The following is a 23,525-nucleotide window of genomic DNA, read 5'->3' as shown; positions in this document are numbered from 1 at the left end:
AGATAAATCGCAATGCCTTGCAGCATAAGAAAATCTTATAAAAATATGCCCACCCACAACTTGTTTTTTATTTGTTACTGTTAATAATAATTAAATTTTTACCTTTGTTAAAACACTACTATGACTTTATACGCAGAATTACATAGACATCTGGGGGGTTCGGTTGTACCTCGTATTTTATGGCGGTACTTTGAGCGCCACTCGCCTGAATTGATTTCTCGCTTTGCTGACTATTCAGCATTTGAAGATTTCTACACGCGTCCACGCAACACTTTAGATGAGTATCTGGAGTTGCATACTTTGGTGGAAAGCGTGCAAACTGTGGAGACTTTGCCTTATTTTATCTATCGCTTGCTCAGGGGTGCTTACATTTTTGAAAATTTGGCTTATCTGGAGTTGCGCTATACTCCTTATCTGCGAACACCAGACCATCTGAGTCAATCACAGAGAATTGATATGATGGCGGAAGTTGTGGAAGTTGTGGGTAAAGCAAGCAAACTCCCAGAATATCCAATTGTGACTAGCCAAATTCTTTGTATGCACTCGCGCTTACCCTTTGAGGTGAATCAGGCGATTGTTGATTTGGCAGCGCAAAACAGGCAGTATGTTTGTGGGATAGATGTAGCTGGGGGAGATAGTTACTCAAGAGAGCGCATAGACGAATGGATAAAGTTGTATGATTATGCGCGATCGCTCGGACTCAACACCACAGGACACCTCTATGAAACGACTGCTGGATGTGATCCCCAACTTTTACCCTATTTGATGCGGATTGGTCATGGTATCCAAATTCCTCTGCTGTATCCGGAATTGCTCAAAGATGTGGCTTTGCGAGGTCAATGTTTGGAGGTTTGCCCCACAACCTACTTAAAAACCGGTACTTTGCAGGATATACGTCAACTCAAGTTAGTATTTGACCGTTGCTTTGATGCAGGGGTAGATATCGCTATTTGTACAGATAATGCTGGCTTGCACAATGTGCGTCTACCTTTTGAGTACGAGAACCTCTTAACTTACAACATTATTAACTTTGAACAACTACAAGCTTGTCAGGATGCAGCATTCCGTCATGCTTTTGCTTGGCCGTATAGACAACGTCCAGTTTCCCTGTTGAATGGGTTGCTAAACCCGCAACCCACTAAAGCCCTTATCAGTTAACAGTTATCAGTTATCAGTTATCAGTTAACAGTGAGCCAGTGCTGCACAGAGAAGTGCCTTGCGCGGGTTCCCCGCGTTGTGGCAACTTCGGAGAGGGTCTCCCGACCTAGGCGACTGCGCTCTTCGCAGCGGAACCGGAGGTTCTCCCCGATAGCCGTAAGGCGTGGCGTTAGCCATAGGGTTAACAGTTAGCTGATAACTGATAAACTTTTTCTGTGGAATCACCTGCTGCCTTCCAAGCAGAAAAAACACCACAAGCCTACAACATTGTTGCAAGCAGTGAATTTGTCTTAGTATCCTGCTAACAATGCATCACGCAGAAAAACGTATTGTAGTTCAAAGTCAATCGGCTCAAGCCTAGACAACAACTCTTTTGCTTGAGCAGAAAGTTGATAGTCAGATGGTACTGGAACAATGGTAGAGTTTTCCATACCCTGAGCCAATCGATACCAAAAAGCCAGCTTAGTATTGTTGCTTAACGAGTCATATTCCCGCCTGATATCTGTGCTAGAAGGTGTCAACAAATCTCGCATGATTTGAAGTTGCTCTTCATGGGACTTTCCTTTAACTTTATTAAAAAGTTCATCAGAAGTATCAGGTGCTGTTCCTTCAGGGTCTCCGGGTCTGGTCGAACCACCGATTTTGATATAGACATACCACAGGACGGCAAGTTGGTTATCTATGGACAGGTTTCTGAAAAGCTCAGCATATTCTGCTGGTGGTGACTGAGTATATTGTGTCATAATTACCTTTCAAGTTCTACAAAAATGAGTCTTTAAGGTAGTGAAAACTAAAATAGAAACTCCTTAAAGACTCTTACTTAAATTAACGATTGATTAATGTGTATACGTCTTACTGAGGATATAGATGTCAAAGTTTATGAATTTGTATAATTCCAAACCTGAGTAGAGCGAAGACAAAGGATTAATCACCTTTAGAGGTAATTTATAAAGTCAGTAGATAGAAAAGTTTTGTTTGAAGAGCGATGTGTTTGAGTGAACATTTAATTCCAATAGTGTCAACGCTTACTGGAGTTCGTGGGGTGCGCACTTCCAAAGTTGCCTTGACAGACTACTAGGGCAACGTCTCTACAATCTTGTCATCCATCCTCTAAACTCTAATTTATGGCGTCAACTATTTATGCTTTACCAGCAGAAGTCGTACATCTGATTACAGCCGGAGAGGTTATCGATTCCTTAGCCTCTGTGGTGCGAGAATTGGTAGAAAATTCCCTTGATGCAGGTGCAACACGAATTGTTGTTTCCTTATGGCCCGGGCAATGGCGTGTACGTGTGGCAGATAATGGTTATGGAATGACTTTAGATGACTTGCACAAAGCAGCAACCGCCCATAGTACCAGTAAAATTTGCAGTTGTGCAGATTTGTGGAAAATTACAAGTTTGGGGTTTCGTGGAGAGGCGTTGCATAGTCTGACGACGCTGGCAGATTTAGAGATATTAAGTCGTCCACAACGAGGAGATTGTGGTTGGCGATTTGTCTATGGCTACGCTGGAGAAGCATTGTATGTGGAAGCTTGTGCGATCGCCCCCGGTACAATTGTCACAGTCTCAAATCTCTTTGGAAATTGTTCAGGTCGTCGTCAGGGATTACCAACATTAGCACAGCAAATGAAAGCAGTGCAAGCAACAATTCACCAAATCGCCTTATGTCATCCTCATATCACTTGGCAAGTCTGGCAAAATGATAAAGAGTGGTTCACCCTCTGTCGGACTGCCTCAATAGGACAACTGTTGCCCCAGATTATACATCAAGTTAAAGAAGCTGATTTACAAGAGTTAAAACTAGAAGTACCACCACCTCAAAACTCAGGACTCAGCACTGAGCATTGTGCACTCCATTTAGTGGTAGGATTACCTGATCGTTGTCATCGCCATCGTCCAGACTGGGTGCGAGTTGCTGTGAATGGAAGGATGGTGAAGTCATCGGAATTAGAGCAGACTATCTTGTCGGGATTTCATCGGACATTACCGCGCGATCGCTATCCAATTACTTTTCTGCATCTATTGATTTCTCCAGAGCATATCAACTGGAACCGTAACCCAGCAAAAACAGAAATTTATCTTAACCAACTCAGTTACTGGCAAGAACAAATTAGTACGGCGATCGCACAAGTACTCCGCATCAATTCTACATCTGTTAAAGACGCTGTTCACACAACGCGAGTTGGTAAATTACTCAAAGCCGCAGAAGAAAAAGGCGGATACAATGTCAATCGTTCGGTTCCTAGTGAAGAACACAAAACGCTTCCAGAGAAGTTGCAGGCAACATCTCTACAACTAAAAGCCGTTGCTCAAGTTAATAACACTTATATCGTGGCAGAACATCCTGGTGGAGTGTGGTTAGTAGAACAGCACATTGCCCATGAACGAGTTTTGTACGAGCAATTGTGCGACAATTGGAAAATTATTCCAATTGAACCTCCAGTCATTCTCTATCAATTATCTCCGGCGCAAGTATCGCAACTACAACGAATTGATTTGGATATAGAACCCTTTGGTGAGCAACTTTGGGCAGTTCGTACGGTTCCCACACTTTTACAACAGCGAGACGATTGTGCAGACGCCATTTTAGAACTGAGTTGGGGAGGTGACTTACAAGCAGCACAAGTCGCTGTCGCCTGTCGTAGTGCTATTCGCAACGGTACCATCCTCAGTTTACAAGAAATGCAAACACTTTTGGATGAATGGCAACGCACACGCAACCCTCGTACCTGTCCCCACGGACGCCCAATTTATTTATCTTTGGAAGAGTCGGCTTTGGCGCGTTTTTTCAAACGTCATTGGGTGATAGGTAAAAGTCACGGGATTTAGATTAACAATGAACAGTTGAGCGTAGGGTGGGCAGTGTTGTTAATTGCCAGATTATTTGTCTGCGTTGACAAATTATATCAAGTCCGGTTGATTAATTATTATTCCTAAATCTATACAGAACTTGATAGAAATCTTTCTGAAGAGGGACGGACTTACTCAAACCTCACGAGAATATGGAAAAAGTGAATTTGCTTCTCATAACCAATAAAACCTGTAGTCTGGAGTTAATCATAATGGCCGATGTGACAAATATAGCGACTAAGCTTGCTGATCTAAAGCTTATTCAGAATGTTCTGTTGGAAAGTGAGCAAAAGTTAATAGCACAGACGGACGACAAGACGATTTGCGAGCGGCTCGAAGGAATGATAAAGAGCGATCGCGAAAATCTTGGCATCATCGAAGCAGCTATTTCTAAATACGGCAACACTTCAGAACCTCGCGACATTACTCAAAAACATGCTGAGAAAGTAAGCCAAATGATGAGCGGCTCCGAGCTAACTCTGTATGACAAGTACTTACAGCTTGAGTTGCTAAAGCATCAACAAACAATGACCGGGCTGGTTCTACACAAGGTTGCCCAGTCCTTGAATGATGAGCTTCAAGATCTGATGGAACCGCTCAACCGAGTTAATTTTGAAAATCGCGCTCACCAAGAGATTCTTAAAGGCGTTCTTTACTTCGTCGGAACGCGAGAGATAGCCGGTAAGGAACCTGACATGGGTCTGTGGGCTAGCGTTGAACAGGGAGTTGCAGCCCTTAAGGGTGCTCTAGGCAGCGCGTTAAGCTAGGAAAGAGTGGCAGAGGGCGCGTCATTCATGGGAGCGTAATAGATTCATATGATTTATGCTACATTGAAGCATACTTTTCAAGAGTGAATCATCTCTAACTCAGAACAATTATAGAGACGTTACCAGGCGTTAAGCTAGCTGCGCCTCCGGCGATCGCTATCGATTCATTTCCTCTGTTCTTCATTCAGGGAAGCACAGTTGAAAAATCCTCATCTGTTTTCCCACGGGGCGGGTTTGTGTACTAGTTTCCATACAGGGCTAGTAAGAGTTGCATACAGTTTTTGTGCCGCTTCTAAAATTCCTGCATAGCCAGCATTTGAATGATTTTGTTCCGCCTTTATATCTAATGAAGGAATTTCAGCTTTAACAGAGGTGTGTTGATAGCGTTCTCCTGTAATTAACATATCCGCTTTATTTTCGTGAATTATCTGTAGAATTTCCTCTGGAGTATTTTGTTGGAGAATAATGCTATCCTTACCCAGCAACTTTTGAATTCTTGCTTTATCCTCCTGACTACTTTTAACAGCGCTGAGAGGGATAACTTCTATCCCTAATTTTTGAGCTGCCGAGATAATTGACCAACTTTTCAGTTCTTGTGTATCAATAACAATACGTTTGCCTTGCACAGAAGTGCGATAAAAAGCAAGTTTCTCTTCTAAAGCACTAGTTTCTAAGGCAATAAATTTTTCTGTACGTTTTTGTAAGTCGGAGTCTCCCAACTTAGCAGCAATATTCCGTAAGCTTTGATTAATGTTTTCTATACCGTAGAAAGACTCTTGAATGTATGGAATACCAAAGCGTTCTTCCATCTTTTTTGCCATTTTAAGCAGTGCAATGGATGAGGTGATCACATTCAGCTTGGCACGATGGGCATAACAAACTTCCTTGTAGCGAGTATCACCCGTAATTTTGGAGAGGACTCGGATACCTAATTTTTCAAATAGTGGTAGAATGTTCCACATTGCAGCAATGTTGGATTCACCGATAAGGTTAATATCATAAGGTGTAGTAAAGTCTGGTTCACCTGTGCCTATAACGTGTTCCAACAAAGCTTCACTAGCGATGCGCATACCGCGATTTTTACGACCAACAAATCCGGGACAGTCTACAGGAATAATTGGAGTTCCTGTTTGCACAGCAGCGTCTGTACAGGCTCCATTAAGGTCATCACCGATAAGGGCAGAAACGCAAGTAGAATAGACAAATACCGCAGCAGGTTTGTAGCGCCTTTGCGTTTCTATAATGGCGTTGTATAACTTTTTTGCTCCACCGAAGATGATATCGTTTTCATCCATATCAGTGGTAAAACGAGCTTTGTATAGCATGGAACTAGAAGAGAGACTGCTGCGATTTCCCCAATTGTTAATGCAACCGCTTGGTCCGTGAATTAAATGAGCAGCATCAGTAATTGGTACTAAAGTAAGCATTGCACCATCAAAAGCACAATCTTCTTGACCTTCTCTCAGGACAGATTCTCGATTCTGCGTTTTGTGATTTGGGTTTTTATTAAATACGTCTTCACTTTTCATAGAAGTAGAAATTATCTAGAAACATCGGGAAAAAAAAGGAATGGAAAAGAGCGATTTCCCATTCCCTAAAATGTAACCAACCAATAAAAGGAGAAAACAAAAAACTAAACTAATCGTTTTACCGCGTGAACATTTACAGATTCATGCTGACACGGAAAACCTAGAAATCGTAGAACTATACATCAGCCATTCACACTACCTCCACATCTCTATCTTCACCAGTGCTTTGTAGCGCACTTATTTCTTAACAACTTCTACGTTGCCTTTTTTCAATGCTTCTAACGCTTCGCCTTCAAGATCTTCTTGCTTTTTCTCGGCATCTTCTTGAGCTTGGGCGACGCCAACCAGTTTCGCGGCATTTTCTTCACTTTCGAGAATACCGAATTCAATCAACAACTCTTCTAACTCCTCCATTTCAATGGGTGTAGGAATGGCAAGCATTTTATTGTTGATAACCTTGTCTGCTAATGCACGGTATTCGTTACCTTGATTGCTATCAGGTGCGTACTCGTTCACAGTCATCCGCCGTAACTCAGCGTGTTGCACGATGTTGTCACGGGGGACGAAGTGAATCATCTGGGTGCTTAACCGGGATGCTAGTGTGCTAATCAGTTCGTCTTCCCGGTCAGTTTTGCGGCTATTACAAATCAGACCAGCCAAGCGCACACCACCAGAGTGAGCATACTTGAGAATACCGCGAGCGATGTTGTTAGCAGCGTACATCGCCATCATTTCACCAGAGGTCACAATATAGATTTCTTGTGCCTTACCTTCACGGATAGGCATAGCGAAACCACCGCAGACAACGTCACCCAACACGTCGTAGCTAACGAAATCCACGTCTTGGTAAGCACCGTTTTCTTCTAAGAAGTTGATGGCGGTGATAATACCACGACCAGCGCAACCTACACCAGGTTCAGGACCACCAGATTCTACGCAACGCACACCACGGAAGCCGGTGAGCATCACTTCTTCGAGTTCCAAATCTTCTACTGCGCCCCGTTCAGCAGCGAGGTGAAGTACGGTGGTTTGGGCTTTGCTGTGGAGCATCAAACGGGTGGAATCAGCTTTCGGGTCGCATCCCACAATCAAAATGCGCTGACCCTTTTCTGCCATAGCGGCGAGGGTGTTTTGAGAGGTGGTGGACTTACCGATACCGCCTTTACCGTAGAATGCTATTTGTCTAATTTTTTCGTCAACGGACATGATGAGTTTTCTCCTGTAATTGAGAAGTTAGTGAGTGGATCTGGTAGTTTATCAGGCGTTCACTAATGGAAGTGACAGCTCTGTTTGTGACCGGATGTAGAACGTCGCGCCTTGGTGTAGTACTTCTGCCAACAGGAGGCCATTGGCAGACAACAGCGCCTACGGGGGGCGATCGCTCTACCGCATACATACGAGGAAGAAATCTCATGTGAGTTTTTAGTTAGTGATTATTTGTCCTAGCCTACAAGAAGTTACTTGAAGGGCATTTTTTCAAAAATTAAGCATTTTGTTGAGGTTTTTCCCTCATCTACAAAAAAGTGCTCTTTGAAGTCAAAATTCTTATTTATTTTTTTGCATATGATCAGGCAAGGTATGTACCATTCCAATGGCGTTTCGCCACCCTGAGGAGATTTCCCTGTTCCCTTTTAAATTGTTGCCACTAAATCCCCAGTTTTGCTGGTATCACAACCGCCGATAATTTGTAGTTGTGAATGTACAAACCGACGCTCTAAGGTATTGAGTAACTGCTGTACTGGTGCTTCTTGCAAGTATTCCTTGAGAATCACTAAGTCGTAGCGTGAGGAATGCCAAGGGATAAATTCCAATCCAAAAGCTGCAGCTACAGACGCTGTAGAAATTCCTGCATCCGCAAGTCCTGAGACGACAGCATCGGCAACACTATGATGGCTTCTGGCGATACTGTCAAATCCTTTAACAGAATCACATGGCAGTTGCTCCTCTTGCAGTTTACGTTCCAAAAGCAACCGAGTGCCAGCTCCTTTTTCGCGGTTAATAATCTTTGCTTTTGCTTCTACTAAGTCAGTCACTGTTGTGATTTGCATCGGATTGCCAGACTGTACTAATAATCCCTCTTCCCAAATTCCAAGGGTGATTAAAACAGCTTGTTTTCCTGCTAAGACTTCACGAACAAAGGGAATATTATGCTCCCCTGTTTGGGAGTCATACAGGTGCATCCCAGCAATATGAGTCTCACCTCGGCACAAACTTTCTAACGCAGCCATGCTGTTAGCGAATTTATACTGGACTCGCAGTTGAGGATACCAGCGTTCGGCAGCTCTTGCCCACAGGGAAAGCACAGGCGCACAACCAGCAATCACAACTGTATTTTCAAATCTGTCTATATCGTCAAGAAGTCTGACTAGGCAGGTATTTGTATCTATCTGACTATCGATTTGGGCATCAGCTGAAATCATCTCCATCCGAAAAGCATCATTCCCAACCAGGGGATATGCAATCCATTGCCCCCCAATCCGCGCCAAACTCACTCGCTGTTGTTGACTGTAAGGGATAGATTTTGCCAGAACTGCTTGGACTTGAGGCAAATCCTGTTCTAGCCAGAATAAATCCTCGACTTTGCAACCAAGCGCCTTTGCTAAACGAATTGTCGTAGCGACAGAAGGAGCGCATTGTCCTGACTCTACACCACTAATTGCTTGACGGGTCACACCTGCTAAGCTAGCCAATTCTTGCTGACTCATGCCTAAGCGGGTTCTAATGGACTTCAAGTTGTTACGAAGATCATTATCCGTCTTCATTTGGCTCTATCTCTTGGTTACAAAAAGCGTAGGGAGTTGATGCGGATTTACCAGAGTAATAGACCAAAATTGAGATAATCTTAATTTACCCTTAAGATTATTGCAATGAGCGCTTTTTTGATTCCTAAAAATAAGCTTAGCATGGATATCGCTAATTTATTTGCCTGTGGAAATTTTTTTTGCTCACTCCTGATTCAGTTGATTACATGTAGCATAATTTTTTACTTTTTCTTGATTCATCAAAGAGTTATAATATTCCTAACTGCAACAGTTCAAGTATTCTGTAATAGTATTCTTTTTTATTTTTTAGTATCAATAAACTAAAAAATAAATTGCGTAGAGCGCACCACCCTTATGGGGAATTGGGCAAGGCGACGGGCCTAAACTTCTTCAACACGGTTCGGTTAAGATCAGAACGCCTGCGGCGACAGAGTTAAAAAGCAGGGCTGTTTCATTCCCTCAAAGGCTCATAATGTCAAGGGTTTGTGAAGCGCGATTGCTCTGTATTTTATTTTCTGGAAGTTCCTTATTAAATGGCGACTTCCACTTTAAAATCAAACTCAACTCTAACTTCACCCATGAGAAAATGAGTTGAGGGTTGAAGTAGGAAAATCAATGAGTCCATTTGACTTAGTTATCTTTGATTGTGATGGTGTACTTGTAGATAGTGAACAAATTACTAACTCGGTTTTTGCGGCAATGCTTAGTGAAATCGGGTTACCGGTCACCTTGGAATATATATCTAACACATTCGTCGGTCAACCTATGACAGCATGTGTAGAAATTATTCAAGAGTCTCTTGGAAAACCTATTCCAGATAATTTTGTCACCGAATTTAGGCAACGCAACAAAAAGAGTTTATCAGAAAATTTAAAGCCAATTAAGGGCATACATGATGTTTTATCTCAAATTAAAACTTCTTATTGTGTAGCTTCAAATAGCACACATGAGATGATTCAAACAAAGCTAGGTGTCACAGAGTTACTGCCATATTTTGAGGGAAAAATATTTAGTGTTACAGATGTCGCACGCGGTAAACCACATCCAGATCTATTCTTATATGCAGCCGAGAAAATGAAAGTTCATCCACAGCGATGTGTGGTAGTTGAAGATACTCCAATCGGTGTGCAAGCCGGATTTAGCGCTGGGATGAAAGTTTTTGGTTATGCAGAATACAGTAATCCACAAAAATTGCAAGCAGCAGGCGCATCAGTTGTTTTTAGTTCTATGAGATTACTGCCAAATTTACTTGAGCAATTTGATACTCCGTTAACCTAAGCATGGGAGTCACCCCCCATGCTCGGCTTCAGAACCGGACATAAAAGTTTGCCGTCCGCTCTGGCTCACTTCTGACTCAAAAAGTGCTGAATTCTTACGTTTTTAAAACCAAATAACTAAACTCCAAGGTTTAACGGCTCATTGCTGGTACTTTTGATGCTTGCACAATAAACCCATATTTCTTGAGTACAGTCTGAGATGGCTCGGTGGTTAAAAACTGGACGAATTCCTTGGCAGCATCAACATTCTTACTGCTTTTAAGCACTGCCATTGGATAAACAATCGGGGAGTGGGACTTGTCATCAGCGACAACTGCCACTTTTACCTTATTAGAGATTTTGGCATCCGTTGCATAAACAAGACCAGCATCAGCATTACCGCTTTCCACAGATGCCAGCACTTGACGCACGTTATTGGCGTAAACAAGTTTGGGTTTGACTTGCTGCAAAAGGTTCAATTTCTCCAGAACTTGCTCACCGTATTGACCTGCAGGAACGCTTCTGGGTTCGCCGATCGCAATTTTCTTGACTTTGGCGTCTGTGAGGGCGTTAAAGCTGGTGACACCTGTAGAATTACTAGGCACAATCAAAACCAGACTGTTGTTTGCCAAGTTAGTACGGGTTCCTTGAACCAATAACCCCTTTTGTTCCAAGGCATCCATTTGCTTTTTCCCAGCTGAGATAAAGACATCTGCTGGTGCACCTTGCTCTATCTGTTGCTGTAAAGCACCGGAAGCACCAAAGTTGTAACTCAGGTTGACATTTGGTTTACTTTGTTGGTACGAAGTCTTGATTTCCTCCATCCCATCTTTAAGACTGGCGGCTGCAGATACGAGGAGGTTAACCTTGGATTGTGCGATTACAGTAGATGGATCAAACAATCGCAAACCAACTACCAACAACAAGCTAGCAACTACTATGCTGATGAAGGGAAAAAATTGTCTTCTTTTCATAACAGGGCTGGACTTACAGAGATCTTCTTTTAAATTGCGGTTGGTAGGATCGTACCAGGATAACCCGATAATTACCAACAATATTAGTAATGTAATACCAACAAAAACTTGAAAATTTGATCAACGATGATGCTCCCAATGGATCTAATCCAAAGGGAGCATGGCGCGTAAGGTAGAGTTATGAGGGCGTAACACCGTCAGCCTCTCATATCATGTCCGCTTAATGACTTATCACTAACCCTCTCCTTAATAAGGAGAGCCAGTGCGTTGCGGGGGTTCCCCCCGTTGTAGCACCTGGCGTGAGGGTGCCGGAGGCGGGTGAGGTTCTTCGTTTTTTTATAAGTGTTTATCCGGATCTGATCTCAAACCCAAACACTCAAATATTACTCTTGCGGGATAAACTTTAGAGCAACACCATTAATGCAGTAGCGTTTACGAGTGGGTGCAGGACCATCGTTAAACACATGACCCAGATGCCCACCACAGTTATCGCAATGCACTTCAACTCTGGTCATAAACAACGACTTATCTACAGATGTGCCAATTGCACTCTCAATTGGGTTAAAAAAGCTAGGCCACCCAGTACCGCTGTCAAATTTAGTTCCAGATGTAAACAGTGGCTGACCACACCCAGCACACACATAAGTGCCTTCAGCATACTGCTTATTGAGTGGGCTGGTGTGAGGACGTTCTGTAGCATGTTGACGCAAAACACAAAACTGTTCCTGTGTCAACTCTTCACGCCATTCTTGCTCGGTTTTGTTGATTTGTGAGTTGCTGTTTGAAGTTGTCATAATTGCTAAAATTTCTGTTGTATCGTGTGATTGGTGTCGTTCAGTTGCTAAGGAACTCTCTCATCAAGTTATTAAATGAAGACATACCCTATTTACTAGAATGAGTTTTATTCTTAAACTAGCGCTGATAAATGACTTAAAATAGCTTTTGAATGCTGTTATGTTTTCTGAAAATGTTGTAGCCGAGCCATTTCGTCAGTGCCTGATTTAGGATTTCACTTAACTCTCACCAGCTTGATTGGTAAACAACTTATCTACCTGGTAAAGTTCTCACAATATTTAGTTTGACACAAAACCAAAATAAAATTTATTGCAGATACCACGAAAAAAGATTCGGTATACACTAATAAGGAGGCTAATCATACCAAGTTGCTGTCAAAGATAGTATTCTGTCCGCAGCGACTGTAGCAAAGCGGAAGGAAGCAATCTCACCAACTTCAAGCTACTACAACAGAATGCAACGCGCGTATCAACAGTATAACTGACGAGCCTAGACAGGCTAGCATAAATATGCTATGGCCTTTCCTATTTGATTTGTGAGAATTGAAAGCCACAGATCCCCGACAACTTTTAAAGGAGTCGGGGATCTTATTGAGAAGTCGGGGATGTTATTGCTATATTCATCCAAACTGCAGATAAAGCCTCCATATCTACCTTGTTTTTCTCACCCTCGTCAGTATTTTTAAACAAAACTGTAAACGCACCTGCACCCAATCTATCTTGAGGAAACATCCGATAACAAGGCACAGAAGTTAAATGCGACTGATAGCTTTGTAAATGACTAATTTCAACTGCCTTAAACTGAGGAAATCTTTCCAAAAACCATTCACAAACTTCCTCATTCTCCTCTGGAGAGTAAGTGCAAGTCATATAACTAAGATATCCTTGTGGTGCAACAACTTGAGCAGAGTTTGCTATAATCCTCTTTTGCCGATTAGCACTTTTATTTATAGCAGTTGGATGAAAACATCCAGGTGCTTTTCCCCCTTTAGCAAGTAAAGATTGTCCAGTACAAGGGGCATCCACTATAACTAAATGACTAGATAAAGATATTCTTTCCGCAAACAAAGTAGAGTCTTTACTAACGACGACAGAGGAGTTAATCTGACAACGCTTTAAGTTAGAAATTAACATTCCCAAGCGTTTACCAATGACTTCGTTACTGATTAACAATTCTGGTTGTAAACATTTCCAAGCAAAGATACTTTTGCCTCCTGGCGCAGCACACATATCAAAAACTAACTTAACAGGACTAGGAATTGTTAACAAAGTAGAAGCGGCGAACACAGAAGAAAAATCTAGACAATAAAAATATCCTTGTTCATGTAGGGGATGTTGACCTGGTTTTTCTCCAAGTGATAAACGATCTATGAATTGTGGTTGCCAAACTGTTGGTGTTTCTACAGAAAAGGGAGAATCTTTAGGCTTTTCTTTACACCAAAGGATACAGGGATGAAAAGGTTTAGGATGAATTAATGTTTCAACAAATATCTCTTGTTCATCTAAGTTGTTAAATAAACGGCGTGAAAGTTTAAGTAATAAATTAGAAGCTTTTTCCATAAAATTTTGTGAAGTGAATAAGTATGTCAATGTAAATATGTTCAACACTCAAAAACCCGGCTTCTCCAAAAAACCGGGTTTCCTTATTGCCATCATTTTAAGTTTAAATCTGTTTCTTGATTCAATTAAGTATAAGTAATGGGTTTGCAGCTGCGCTTAAAGGCAGCTATAGGATAATTAAGTCAGCAAATTTCAATCTTCATGCCGATGTTGCCATGCTGCACCAAAAGCTGCCCCAGCCCCAACTATCAAACCAGTGCTCATTCCCTCGATAGTTTTAGTAGTTTGATCCTGGGTTAGACATTCATTCGTAACTGTGCTGGCTTGCAAACAGGAATTGCTCTCTGCCCAATTTGCGGTACCTCCGACAATCACACCAGCCAAACTACAGGAAAAGACAAGAAGCAAAAGACGTTTGGTTTTTATGTCCTTAGGCAGTTGCATAAAATCTCATGAATGGTAAGTAGTCCATAACTACTTTACACATCCATGCTGCTCTTGTCACCAGCTCAGATGTTAACTCTTTTTGCACAGATGAGGACTTGGAGATGGAAAAGTGAGAAAGTGAGGGAGAGGAGGGAGAGACTTCTAATCCGTGAATTTTGAATTGATTTGTCCCCTTGCTCTCCACTCTCCTGATATAGCTGTTGCCAAGTAGATTGGCACATGAACTAATGAGAAAATACGGATACTACTAGAGCATCAAGCCTGTTAAGCGTTAAGAGTTCGCTATTGCGTGCTGTATCACTCAATCTTCAAGTTAAAGGGTAAGCGAGCATATATGCCCTGTGGGTCGTTCATTTTCCGCAAAATTGCTAATTCCTGTTGCAGTTTTTGGAATTCACTCATCAACGGATCTGGTGCTTTGAGTTGGACTTTATCTACGCCTAAAGCAGTTCGTGCTTGTTCACTCACCTGTCCAAAGAAGCGTTCTCTAAGATTGCCTCCTTTGGGATATTCTTGAAATTGCCAGTTATCTCCCAGATTTGCGGCAGTAGCTGCGTATTTAACAGCAGCATCCAAACCGCCAATGTCATCCACCAAACCTATTTTCTTCGCTGCAGCACCAGACCAAACTCGTCCTTGAGCAATTTCAGCGACTTTTTGCTTAGGAAGTTTGCGACCTTGTGCGACTTTATCAAGAAACGTATCGTAAATTCGGTTAACACTACGCTGGTATATTGCCAATTCTTCGGGAGATTTAGGGCGAGCAACAGTTTGAGTATCAGCATAGCGGGCAGTTTTCACTGAATCCCAAGTCACGCCATTGTCATTTGCCAGTTTTTGGAAATTAAGAATTTGTCCAAACACACCAATTGAACCTGTAATTGTGTTAGGTTCAGCAAAAATGCGTTTAGAATCTGTAGCAATCCAGTAGCCACCAGAAGCGGCGACATTACCCATCGATACAATAACGGGTTTGTCTTGACCAGTCAGCCGCACTTCCCTTTGTATCACGTCAGAACCTGTTACGCTCCCACCTGGACTGTTTATCCGCAAGACAACAGCTTTGACATTTTTATCTTGGCGCAGCCGGCGGAAAATTCTGGCGAAGCGATCGCCCCCCACATCTCCATCATCTCCTTGTCCATCGACAATCTCACCTTCAGCATAAACGACCGCAATTTTATTTTGCGAGTCGCGTTCTACACCCAAAGACTTTCCGGAAACTTCCGCATAATCTTTCAGGCTGATTTGACGGAATGTCTTATCTTCTTTATCGCTGTTGGTCAACTGCTTAAGCTCAGCAACCACCTGATCGAAATATCCTACTTTATCCACCAAGCGATTAGCTTTGGCTTGATCAGCCAACAACAAAGCTTGATTATCTGCGATCGCCTGCAACTGTTGCGGATTTATTTTGCGACTTGCTCCTACCGTAGCACGCCACTCTCCCCAAACATCATCCAACAATTCCTGAGTTTGTGCGCGGTTTTCTGGACTCAGCTTTTTGAGTATGAATGGTTCAACTGCTCCTTTGAACTTCCCTACCCGTACAATTTGAACACCAACGCCGTACTTCTCCAAAGCCCCAGCATAGAACATTGGCTGAGTGCTCAAACCATTGATTTCCATTCCTCCTAAGGGGTTAACCACAATGCTATCAGCCACAGAACTAAAGTAATATTCTTTTTCCCCCCATTCCATCCCATATGCTATGATTTTCTTTCCAGCAGCACGGCACTTCTCCAACGCCTGACGGATTTCTTTGAGGGTGGCAAAGCCTGTTACTCTACCTTCTGTGGCGGCATCAGTTGCATCTAAGTATATACCAACAATTCGTTTGTCACGCTGTGCTTTGTCCAAAGCCTCCAGAACTGTGCGCAGTGACATCCTTTTATTATCATCACCTGATAATGCTTGTTGAAGCAATTCACTAGAACTTGGCTTGCCATCAGTAATGTTTGTAGACAAGTCAAAAACCAGCACTGATTTATCTTTCACAATAGGACCGACATCTTTGGATGAGGCTGCTGCAAACAGTAGAAACAACAGTCCAGTCGTTCCCACACCGCAGAAAATGAACAGTCCCAATAGGCTTCCGACTAGGCTTGCAAAAGTTTGTTTGAGAAAATTACGCATATTTGTTATTAGTCATTAGTCATTAATTATCAGTCATTAGTCGTTACTCATTAGACTAACGACTAATCACTTCGTATCTTCTTAATATTTCCACTTAATTCCTCACTGTTACTACCCAATAACCTAAAAAATAAAAGTTTTTATTTTTCTTTTATTTGTTGTAAATTTTTTGAACACTTTAGTTGTTCTAGTGTAACGTTACTAGTACAAAATAACACCGTTAAGAATCCTCTTGCCCAGAGGCGCAGGCGTAATATCGTGTCCGGTGAAAGACTTATCATTAAGACGGCAGGGAGCACCCGAGCAGGGAGCAGGGGGAAAGAGGATTTTCGGGTTTTTGCACATATTTGGTAATCACAACTAATTAGCCGGACATGATACAAGACAAAAAAAGCGCATTTTTTCGTCCCCCTACACCCCTACTTTTGGTCAAAATCTAGAACTCTCCGGTGACAGCACGGGCGATACTGCAAGTGTGTGAGATGACGCTGCTCATAGCGTTGACGACTTCGAGATGGATGGCGGAGGCATCTAAACTGGATGCCGCACCAGAACGCAAGCGGTGGAGATGTTGTAGATGAAGTTCACGCTTAGTTTGAGTCAGTGATGTTCTACGCAATAAAACATCATTAGCAACCATTGAGTCGAAGGACGCCAGCCCTGCCAGTGCTTGTTGCAGGAGCGACATTGTTTCACCATGATAAGTTGCTAGGTCATTCCACTCTTGGTTGGAAAAAGCAATTTGTTTGCGACGCTGTCGCTTAACTAGTCGCATGAGTTGCTTGTCAATGATATCGCCAATAGCTTCTAAGTCAGTGCAAATATAAAGTAATACAATCTCCCGACGTGCCTGTTCCTGAGTCATTAAATTTGTATCAAGCTGTGTTAGGTAGCGCTTAATTGCTATTTCTATCTCGTCGAGATGATCATCTAACTGGGCAATGCGTTTGGGTATGTCTTTGCCCGCGTCTTCAAAAGCATGGATGCTCAACTGCAACATCTGTGCTGCCAAATCAGCCATCCTGAGGATTTCACGCATTGCTTGCCCGAGTGCTACAGCAGGAACAGACAAAGCAGCGGAGTCAAGGTAACGTGCCCCTGACTTCTGGGTACTAGTCGGTTCAGGTAATAGTGTAGTCGCTAGCTGTGCTATCTGATTAACCAGTGGAGCGAACAGAAGTGCCAGCAGGAGGTTAAATCCCAGGTGGAAAAGCGAAATGACAGCGGCAATTGAAAGTGGCAGGCTATGCAGTAGTGCTGTCAACGGGTTGAGCACAAACAGCGCTACGGTAGCCCCGAGTAATCTCGTACCTACATATATCAACGCCAGTCTACGCCCAGTGATACTGCCTCGATTCAAGGCTGTTAACAATGGTGCAATTGTCGTCCCTACATTGGCACCTAGTGTCATCGCCAGTGCTGCAGACAGTGGTAGTGCCCCACCTGCTGCTAGCACCAACACTAGACCAATAGTGGCTGTGCTTGAGACAAAGACGATCGCAAGGATTGTGCCTGTCAATGTCAATATCACAGGTGAACTAGAAAGCGTCTCAAGAACTGCTTTGGTAATAGGACTAGCGGTGATGGGAGCACTACTTGCATCAATCATCGCCAACCCTACCAACACGAGTCCAAAGCTGAAAATCCCCCTACCTATTGGACGTAAAGCTGTGCTGCGGTCAGTGAATATGGCTACTGCCGCGCCCAGTCCTAATAGTTCTAAGGCGTAGTCAGTGATATGAAACGCCAGCAGTTGCACGACCAATGTAGAACCAACTGCAGCTCCCTGTAGCATGATTGCTGCCGCTGCTAACGGCACTAACTGAGTACTCACCAATCCAACGAGCACAGAGGCAGTCGCGGAAGAACTTTGAGTAAGCACAGTTGTTATAACACCGGTCACAAAAGCTGCAAAGGGGCGCTCGGCAAGTGTCATCATCGCAAGGCGCAAACGTGCCCCCAAAGCCCGTTCCATAGCATCTGTGACTAGCCGCACTCCATATAAAAGTAACATCACACCACCGAAAAGCAGCAGCAAAACAATGGTGGGATCGTTGGTTTTGACCATAGTGCTGTAACCTACGGCAAATTGAAAGATTTACTGTAAATTAAGTTTAGGTTAAAATAAGATTAAAAATAACAATAAATAATTCAGTGTGCTCAAATTTTTTGCCCAGAACTTTACTTAATATTCCGCAGGTTAATTCAGAAATTTAGATATTTTAGAAAACGTAGACCTAGTAAGGTTTTCAAGCACCAAAATCCAATACCCAAGCATCTACTCACCCTCCACCGTCTTAAGTGAGAACAAGCTAAAGATAGCTGGATTGTGTTTGACGCTGTCATGTTATAGTTTTAAGAACCTTCATAAAAATACGGTTATTAGCTCGATTTATCGTACTTAAGGATGAAGTTTCGGTTAAAAAACGCATATTTGATGGAATTGTTGAAAAAACTTGTGAAGTAAAAATTAATCTAGCGCATAGATTAATCAAGGCAACCAGCTCTAATTTCGCTCTGTTTCACTAACTTAGTTGGTAGAATATAAAATTCGGAAGAGAATATGTAAATAAAGCTGATCTTATTGTAATAAAAATTACAATGGTTAAATTTAAATTAAATACTATTAAAGTAAATTTATGAATAGGAGGTAGACTCATGGAACACTCTGATCAAAGAGACAAAGAAAAACTTCTCTACCCTCGCGCTCGCTACTACGGTCAAATCAAGCCAGAAAATCTCGTGTTTAACGCCAATCTCCAAGAATTTTCTCACAAGGTTAGCTACATCAGTTGTTTAGAAACATCAGGGAAACTAGCACCACAAGAAGCTTATCAAAAGATTGACGAACTTTGGAAACAGCTTAAACGCAGCAAAAAAGAATTAGGAATTGGCAACGAATGATCCTCAGATATCACCTAAGATATCTCAAAATCATCGCTGACTACCTCAAATTCTTTTGAATTTAAAGATACGACAATGTCTTGTGAATCCACCCGAATCAGCCAGCGTTCCCTAGGATAATCGCCTGATAAGACTTCTTTGGCACAGATTTTTCCAACTCGTCCAGCCACATATGCTGGACGTAAAATCAACACTTTATCTCCGATTTTGGGGGCTATGGCACTCCTCAACTACAACTTTCAAAAATGAACTGAATATACAGTGAAAACTGATGTATTTATAACCTTTAATTAACCAATTTTTGGTGTATGTATAACCTTATGTTAACCATACATATGAGAAAATCCCCCATTAGACAGACATAATTGGGGATTAACAGCCAAAAAGCCGAAAAAACTAAGCGAAAATGAGTGAGGACTTGTCACAACATGATTAAACCCAGCCTCACACCAACAGTCACAGCTTCTGTACGTGTAGAGACACTCAGCTTTTGAAAAATAGATGAGACATGAAACTTAACAGTGTGTTCGGAGATATTGAGACGTTTGGCGATCGCCTTATTACTCAATCCAGAACCAAGCATCTGCAAAACTTCTATTTCTCGTGGTGTCAGTGCTTGCACAGGATTTGTCGTCTGTTTGTCCCGCACACTCGACTCTTTTAAAGGAAGCAGAAACTCGATAGTATCAGAGTGCAGCACAACAAGTCCGAGGGCGATCGCCTCAACAGCCGCGACAATTTCCGACTCTGTACTGCTACTTGGCAATATACTGCGCACACCAGCACGCAGCGCTGCTTCCAAGTCTAGACTATCGAGTTCATCAGTTAGAACAACAATTGCAGGGTATGGCTGCTGTTGTGAAGAAAGCAATTTTTCCCAGACTAATTCTTGAAAGTGACCACTGACATCCAACAGCAGCACATCGGGTTGTAGTTGCTCAAATTCCCTTGTCAATGCATCCAAATCTGATGCAGTACCTACGACTGTGAGTTTAGAACTCGTCGCCACGACAGCTGATAACCCAGCTCGCACCACAGGGGAAGCAGCAACTACAAACACTCGAATCATACCACCTCCGCCACCTGACAAACTAATTGCCGTCCGCCGCGCAGAATTTGTAACGGTAGTGGTTCGCTGTTGTTGGTGTCCTCAAGATAGTTGCTTAAATCATGAGGACTGGTAAACAATTTTCCTGAAACTCCAATAAGGACATCACCAACAAGGACACCAGCAGCTTCAGCAGCACTTCCAGAATTGACCGACAACACCAATAAACCCAAATTGCGTTTGTTGGTTGAATTCACCAGCACAGGTTGCAGCGTCACACCAAGCTTTTGACGATTTCCATGCAAAAAATGTTCTACAGTAAGGCTTGGTATTGCTACAGCCAAATTGTTGACAATCATGGTGTTAATTCCGATGACTCGCCCAAGACAGTCAGCAAGTGGACCACCAGAATTACCAGGAAACAGCACAATATCAGCCATGACTACACGTTGATGATTGGCGTGAATAATCCCGGTTGTCACAGCACCGCTATCACCAAAAGGATTACCAACAGCTAAAACCAATTCACCCACGCGTAAAGCATCAGAATGACCGATAGTTGCAGTGGGTAAATCAGTCGCGTCAATTTTGAGAGCAGCTAAATCCTTTGTTGGGTCTATATTAGTACGTACAGCCTCAAAAACTCGTCCATCCCAGAGTTCCACAGTTGCTCTGTTGTTGGTAGCGACATGGGCATTTGTAATAATTAAACTACTTCCCTCTGTGGTTTGCCAGATAACACCAGAACCACTTCCAAAAGAACTACTACGCACTTTCACAGTCACTTTGCGTAGATTTTCAGCCACCGATGCGAATTCATCACTCAAGTGTGTGATTGTTGTGAGATTCATGTTATAGTCCTGTACCTTATGAATTTTGAATTTTAAATCAGTGAACAGTGATAACTGATAACTGTTCACTGTTCACTGATAACTATTGCTATCACTCTTCGCTTGCGGATCTTTCGCCAATTGCGATTGCTAACTCAACTAACACGCCACCTCGGATGACTTGCACTTTGACGGTTTTGCCAACGCGATCGCCACTATTCAAAAATGCCAACACATCACCTGTATCATCTACCAAAGTCCCATCAAAACTGACCAACACATCCCCAATCAACACACCAGCCTTGTCAGCAGGTGCATTTGGCTCTACATTAACAACAATCACTCCACCAACAGAAGTTAAATTGAGTGCTGTTCTCAGGTTGTTTGGTAAACGTACGGGTTGCATTCCTAAACCCAGGTAACCGCGTGCAATATGTCCTTTTGCCAAAAGTTGGTCAATCACCCGATTAACTGTAGAAGCTGGGATAGTCAGAGCAGTACCGCGTCGTCCCGATGTGTTCATTCCTACCACGCAAGCCGCCGCATCTACAAGTGGTCCACCAGCAAAACCAGGATAAAGTGTGATGTCTGGACGGATGAATTGGTCTATATTACCACCGTTCATACTCCGCCAAGCACCACTGACAACACTCACTGCACCTATAGCGGCTCGGATGTCACCTTCGCTACTTCTTCCTAGCCCGAGTACCAGATGACCAACTTTTAGTGTTTTGGCGTCGCCGATGTTCGCCACCGGGATTTCTGCATTTTCTACCTTGAAAACAGCGATATCAGTGGTAGAGTCACGTCCTATGAGTGTGATGGGTACAGTACTACCATTTGATAGAGTAACTGTGATTTCGTCATAGCGGCGGAGTGACTCATCAGAAGTGACGATAATTCCTTTGCGCCAGTGAATACCACTAGGAGAAATACGCCTACCAGCGTTCACGGCAACAACAGCACCACCAACTTGCTCTACAATGTCAGCTATATTGTTGGACAAAGCCATTAAGGCGTTAGATGAAGACATTTAATTCCTCTACTTCTTGATGGATAAAACAGGAGTAACTTTTCTATATGTTGCGATCGTGCCGTTTTATCCATATAGATGACATCAGAAGAATGGGGGGAATTCACCCTAGAAATATGGCTAGGTGGGGATAGGGAGGAACAAAAGGGGAGAATTATTTTTAGCAGTTATTAGGATATTTGTATCAAGGGGTAGAACTTCGTTGGACGTATATCTAAGGGGTCTACAAAATGCTTGAGAAATTTTCTAGCCTAAATCGTAGAGTTCAATTAACTACAGGGGAAAAGATTTTTATGACAAGCAACATTTCTGGTGATATCAACAAGGGGATTAATAATTCGCTCTTAATTGGCATTCTCGTAACTGTTTTGGGAATTATTGCAGTTGCTTTACCTTCTGTTTCTACAATCTTCGCTGAAACTTGGATTGCTTTAATTCTTATTTCTTCGGGCGCAGCAAAGCTAGGTTATGCATTTCAAACCCGCAACGAGGGAGGCTTTGTTTGGAAAATCCTGCTTAGTATTCTCTACTTCGCAACAGGCGTGATGCTGTTTGTTTATCCTTTTACAGGAATTCTGACACTGACTCTATTGTTAGGTAGCTTTCTACTAACGGAAGGTGTATTTGAGCTAATTCTGGCATTCCGGCTGCGTCCGCAACAAAACTGGACTTGGGCACTAGGTAATGGTATCGTTACCTTAGTCTTGGGTGCAATGATTTGGTTCCAATGGCCCTTCGATGCTCCCTGGGTTATTGGGACATTGGTCGGTGTCAGTGTTCTCTCCACTGGTATTTCACGCGTGATGCTGTCGTTGAATGCTCGTTCTGCTTTGAATCAATCTAACTCCACAACACAAGCATAAAGCAACAGTCGTGAAGTCATAACTAAAAAAGAACTCAGAACTCAGCAATGAATTGATAACTGAATTCTGAGTTCTGAGTTCTATATTCTTAATTACTAAGTCTTCAACGATGTTCCTTGTTAGGAGAGTAATCAGAGCAATTGATGGCTTCTTCGGTTAAAGCAGTCGTTGGATGTATCGCACATTTGAGATAAGGATTATTTTTAAAGTATTGACATTTCTTACAGGGAACTAGATCGAGGGTTTTGGCGCTTGTCGATCTATGTTGTGTAACTTTCCTAGCATTTGAAAGCCGAAAAGCAACAATCATCAAAAAGGTGATTAGGCTGAAGGGAAGCCAAAACAGTATTTTATCGGGCGTCGCTGTTTGTTGCTGTTTTGTCCCGTGTGACGGTGTGATCTGCGGTTCTGCCCTCACCAATTGTATTTCTATGAGATTAGCTTTCGGAAAAGTATTATTTATAGATGTATTATCTTTAATAAGATTTTCATGCATATTATGCACTTCCGTTAAAAGAAGAAGATATTTTTGTGCGCTTGAGCGATCCATACAGATGTATGAAAAAAATCCGTCTCAAGTCGTGCAAGATGTGTTAAGGTTTTCTACTTTTG

General features: G+C 42.6%; 22 protein-coding genes. 6 read left to right on the top strand and 16 right to left on the bottom strand.

Going from position 1 to position 23,525, the window contains the following annotated elements:
* The first annotated feature begins 120 nt into the window (after positions 1–120).
* Positions 121–1,158: an adenosine deaminase gene (locus AC5590_RS14475; RefSeq protein WP_169264336.1), complete on the top strand. Its 1,038-nt coding sequence runs from the start codon at positions 121–123 to the stop codon at positions 1,156–1,158.
* A gap of 290 nt (positions 1,159–1,448) precedes the next feature.
* Here the strand turns inward: AC5590_RS14475 and AC5590_RS14470 are convergent, their stop codons facing one another.
* A complete protein-coding gene (locus AC5590_RS14470; protein ID WP_169264335.1) occupies positions 1,449–1,901 on the bottom strand; it encodes an orange carotenoid protein N-terminal domain-containing protein in 453 nt (150 codons plus the stop codon).
* A 381-nt stretch (positions 1,902–2,282) separates the two neighbouring features.
* Here AC5590_RS14470 and mutL point away from each other — a divergent pair, with 381 nt between their 5' ends.
* Positions 2,283–3,989: a DNA mismatch repair endonuclease MutL gene (mutL, locus tag AC5590_RS14465; RefSeq protein WP_169264334.1), complete on the top strand. Its 1,707-nt coding sequence runs from the start codon at positions 2,283–2,285 to the stop codon at positions 3,987–3,989.
* Positions 3,990–4,222: 233 nt separating this feature from the next.
* Positions 4,223–4,777: a hemerythrin HHE cation-binding protein gene (locus tag AC5590_RS14460; RefSeq protein ID WP_169264355.1), complete on the top strand. Its 555-nt coding sequence runs from the start codon at positions 4,223–4,225 to the stop codon at positions 4,775–4,777.
* A 209-nt stretch (positions 4,778–4,986) separates the two neighbouring features.
* On the opposite strand, the gene nifE is transcribed toward AC5590_RS14460, so the two are convergent.
* From nifE to AC5590_RS14440, 4 genes are all read right to left on the bottom strand, one after another.
* On the bottom strand, positions 4,987–6,306 hold the full coding sequence (gene nifE, locus AC5590_RS14455; RefSeq protein WP_169264333.1) for a nitrogenase iron-molybdenum cofactor biosynthesis protein NifE: 1,320 nt from the start codon (positions 6,304–6,306) through the stop codon (positions 4,987–4,989).
* A 237-nt stretch (positions 6,307–6,543) separates the two neighbouring features.
* Entirely contained in the window at positions 6,544–7,512 is a 969-nt protein-coding gene (gene nifH / locus AC5590_RS14450) for a nitrogenase iron protein (RefSeq protein ID WP_169264332.1), read from the bottom strand.
* Positions 7,502–7,720, bottom strand: coding sequence for a hypothetical protein (locus tag AC5590_RS14445; RefSeq protein ID WP_169264331.1), 219 nt, complete (start codon positions 7,718–7,720; stop codon positions 7,502–7,504). The genes nifH and AC5590_RS14445 overlap by 11 nt, the downstream gene beginning before the upstream one ends.
* Positions 7,721–7,937: 217 nt before the next feature.
* On the bottom strand, positions 7,938–9,068 hold the full coding sequence (locus tag AC5590_RS14440) for an XRE family transcriptional regulator (RefSeq protein WP_169264330.1): 1,131 nt from the start codon (positions 9,066–9,068) through the stop codon (positions 7,938–7,940).
* A gap of 615 nt (positions 9,069–9,683) precedes the next feature.
* Between AC5590_RS14440 and AC5590_RS14435 the strand changes: the two genes are divergently transcribed.
* Positions 9,684–10,346 carry an HAD family hydrolase gene (locus AC5590_RS14435; RefSeq protein WP_169264329.1) on the top strand — a complete coding sequence of 221 codons (663 nt, stop codon included), beginning with the start codon at positions 9,684–9,686 and terminating at the stop codon, positions 10,344–10,346.
* Between the two features lie 130 nt (positions 10,347–10,476).
* Here AC5590_RS14435 and modA read toward each other — a convergent pair whose 3' ends face one another.
* The 6 genes from modA to AC5590_RS14405 all read right to left on the bottom strand — a co-directional run bounded on the left by modA (position 10,477) and on the right by AC5590_RS14405 (position 18,303).
* Positions 10,477–11,298: a molybdate ABC transporter substrate-binding protein gene (gene modA, locus AC5590_RS14430; protein ID WP_169264328.1), complete on the bottom strand. Its 822-nt coding sequence runs from the start codon at positions 11,296–11,298 to the stop codon at positions 10,477–10,479.
* Between the two features lie 383 nt (positions 11,299–11,681).
* On the bottom strand, positions 11,682–12,092 hold the full coding sequence (msrB, locus tag AC5590_RS14425) for a peptide-methionine (R)-S-oxide reductase MsrB (protein WP_169264327.1): 411 nt from the start codon (positions 12,090–12,092) through the stop codon (positions 11,682–11,684).
* A 588-nt stretch (positions 12,093–12,680) separates the two neighbouring features.
* Positions 12,681–13,652 (bottom strand): RsmB/NOP family class I SAM-dependent RNA methyltransferase, encoded by a 972-nt coding sequence (locus tag AC5590_RS14420; RefSeq protein ID WP_169264326.1) that lies wholly within the window; start codon positions 13,650–13,652, stop codon positions 12,681–12,683.
* A 192-nt stretch (positions 13,653–13,844) separates the two neighbouring features.
* A complete protein-coding gene (locus AC5590_RS14415; RefSeq protein WP_169264325.1) occupies positions 13,845–14,096 on the bottom strand; it encodes a hypothetical protein in 252 nt (83 codons plus the stop codon).
* 300 nt (positions 14,097–14,396) lie between these two features.
* Positions 14,397–16,235 (bottom strand): signal peptide peptidase SppA, encoded by a 1,839-nt coding sequence (sppA, locus tag AC5590_RS14410; protein ID WP_169264324.1) that lies wholly within the window; start codon positions 16,233–16,235, stop codon positions 14,397–14,399.
* Between the two features lie 436 nt (positions 16,236–16,671).
* Positions 16,672–18,303, bottom strand: coding sequence for a Na/Pi cotransporter family protein (locus AC5590_RS14405; protein ID WP_169264323.1), 1,632 nt, complete (start codon positions 18,301–18,303; stop codon positions 16,672–16,674).
* Between the two features lie 590 nt (positions 18,304–18,893).
* On the opposite strand from AC5590_RS14405, the gene AC5590_RS14400 reads away from it, so the two are divergent.
* Positions 18,894–19,139: a DUF7219 family protein gene (locus AC5590_RS14400; protein ID WP_169264322.1), complete on the top strand. Its 246-nt coding sequence runs from the start codon at positions 18,894–18,896 to the stop codon at positions 19,137–19,139.
* Between the two features lie 14 nt (positions 19,140–19,153).
* On the opposite strand, the gene AC5590_RS14395 is transcribed toward AC5590_RS14400, so the two are convergent.
* The 4 genes from AC5590_RS14395 to AC5590_RS14380 all read right to left on the bottom strand — a co-directional run bounded on the left by AC5590_RS14395 (position 19,154) and on the right by AC5590_RS14380 (position 22,050).
* On the bottom strand, positions 19,154–19,333 hold the full coding sequence (locus AC5590_RS14395) for a hypothetical protein (RefSeq protein ID WP_248277195.1): 180 nt from the start codon (positions 19,331–19,333) through the stop codon (positions 19,154–19,156).
* A 227-nt stretch (positions 19,334–19,560) separates the two neighbouring features.
* The gene (locus AC5590_RS14390; protein WP_169264320.1) at positions 19,561–20,208 is read right to left on the bottom strand and encodes a response regulator transcription factor; all 648 of its coding nucleotides are present in this window, start codon (positions 20,206–20,208) and stop codon (positions 19,561–19,563) included.
* On the bottom strand, positions 20,205–21,038 hold the full coding sequence (locus tag AC5590_RS14385) for a S1C family serine protease (protein WP_169264319.1): 834 nt from the start codon (positions 21,036–21,038) through the stop codon (positions 20,205–20,207). Before AC5590_RS14385 ends, AC5590_RS14390 begins: the two co-directional genes overlap by 4 nt.
* A 91-nt stretch (positions 21,039–21,129) precedes the next feature.
* Positions 21,130–22,050 carry a S1C family serine protease gene (locus tag AC5590_RS14380; protein ID WP_169264318.1) on the bottom strand — a complete coding sequence of 307 codons (921 nt, stop codon included), beginning with the start codon at positions 22,048–22,050 and terminating at the stop codon, positions 21,130–21,132.
* Between the two features lie 293 nt (positions 22,051–22,343).
* On the opposite strand from AC5590_RS14380, the gene AC5590_RS14375 reads away from it, so the two are divergent.
* A complete protein-coding gene (locus tag AC5590_RS14375) occupies positions 22,344–22,913 on the top strand; it encodes an HdeD family acid-resistance protein (protein WP_169264317.1) in 570 nt (189 codons plus the stop codon).
* A gap of 103 nt (positions 22,914–23,016) precedes the next feature.
* Here AC5590_RS14375 and AC5590_RS14370 read toward each other — a convergent pair whose 3' ends face one another.
* Positions 23,017–23,409 carry a hypothetical protein gene (locus AC5590_RS14370; protein ID WP_171977088.1) on the bottom strand — a complete coding sequence of 131 codons (393 nt, stop codon included), beginning with the start codon at positions 23,407–23,409 and terminating at the stop codon, positions 23,017–23,019.
* Positions 23,410–23,525 lie beyond the last annotated feature (116 nt).

Source organism: Brasilonema octagenarum UFV-OR1 (assembly GCF_963888615.1).
Taxonomy (GTDB): Bacteria; Cyanobacteriota; Cyanobacteriia; order Cyanobacteriales; family Nostocaceae; genus Brasilonema; species Brasilonema sennae.
Note: the sequence above shows the minus strand (reverse complement) of the source record. Positions and strands in the feature narration are given on the sequence as shown.

Coding starts and splice junctions, on each gene's coding strand:
- AC5590_RS14370 (WP_171977088.1), bottom strand. CDS start 23,409: ATGCATGAAAATCTTATTAAAGATAATACATCTATAAATAATACTTTT.
- AC5590_RS14470 (WP_169264335.1), bottom strand. CDS start 1,901: ATGACACAATATACTCAGTCACCACCAGCAGAATATGCTGAGCTTTTC.
- AC5590_RS14460 (WP_169264355.1), top strand. CDS start 4,223: ATGGCCGATGTGACAAATATAGCGACTAAGCTTGCTGATCTAAAGCTT.
- AC5590_RS14415 (WP_169264325.1), bottom strand. CDS start 14,096: ATGCAACTGCCTAAGGACATAAAAACCAAACGTCTTTTGCTTCTTGTC.
- AC5590_RS14375 (WP_169264317.1), top strand. CDS start 22,344: ATGACAAGCAACATTTCTGGTGATATCAACAAGGGGATTAATAATTCG.
- sppA (WP_169264324.1), bottom strand. CDS start 16,235: ATGCGTAATTTTCTCAAACAAACTTTTGCAAGCCTAGTCGGAAGCCTA.
- AC5590_RS14385 (WP_169264319.1), bottom strand. CDS start 21,038: ATGAATCTCACAACAATCACACACTTGAGTGATGAATTCGCATCGGTG.
- AC5590_RS14440 (WP_169264330.1), bottom strand. CDS start 9,068: ATGAAGACGGATAATGATCTTCGTAACAACTTGAAGTCCATTAGAACC.
- nifH (WP_169264332.1), bottom strand. CDS start 7,512: ATGTCCGTTGACGAAAAAATTAGACAAATAGCATTCTACGGTAAAGGC.
- msrB (WP_169264327.1), bottom strand. CDS start 12,092: ATGACAACTTCAAACAGCAACTCACAAATCAACAAAACCGAGCAAGAA.
- AC5590_RS14445 (WP_169264331.1), bottom strand. CDS start 7,720: ATGAGATTTCTTCCTCGTATGTATGCGGTAGAGCGATCGCCCCCCGTA.
- AC5590_RS14420 (WP_169264326.1), bottom strand. CDS start 13,652: ATGGAAAAAGCTTCTAATTTATTACTTAAACTTTCACGCCGTTTATTT.
- AC5590_RS14475 (WP_169264336.1), top strand. CDS start 121: ATGACTTTATACGCAGAATTACATAGACATCTGGGGGGTTCGGTTGTA.
- modA (WP_169264328.1), bottom strand. CDS start 11,298: ATGAAAAGAAGACAATTTTTTCCCTTCATCAGCATAGTAGTTGCTAGC.
- nifE (WP_169264333.1), bottom strand. CDS start 6,306: ATGAAAAGTGAAGACGTATTTAATAAAAACCCAAATCACAAAACGCAG.
- AC5590_RS14405 (WP_169264323.1), bottom strand. CDS start 18,303: ATGGTCAAAACCAACGATCCCACCATTGTTTTGCTGCTGCTTTTCGGT.
- AC5590_RS14435 (WP_169264329.1), top strand. CDS start 9,684: ATGAGTCCATTTGACTTAGTTATCTTTGATTGTGATGGTGTACTTGTA.
- mutL (WP_169264334.1), top strand. CDS start 2,283: ATGGCGTCAACTATTTATGCTTTACCAGCAGAAGTCGTACATCTGATT.
- AC5590_RS14400 (WP_169264322.1), top strand. CDS start 18,894: ATGGAACACTCTGATCAAAGAGACAAAGAAAAACTTCTCTACCCTCGC.
- AC5590_RS14390 (WP_169264320.1), bottom strand. CDS start 20,208: ATGATTCGAGTGTTTGTAGTTGCTGCTTCCCCTGTGGTGCGAGCTGGG.
- AC5590_RS14380 (WP_169264318.1), bottom strand. CDS start 22,050: ATGTCTTCATCTAACGCCTTAATGGCTTTGTCCAACAATATAGCTGAC.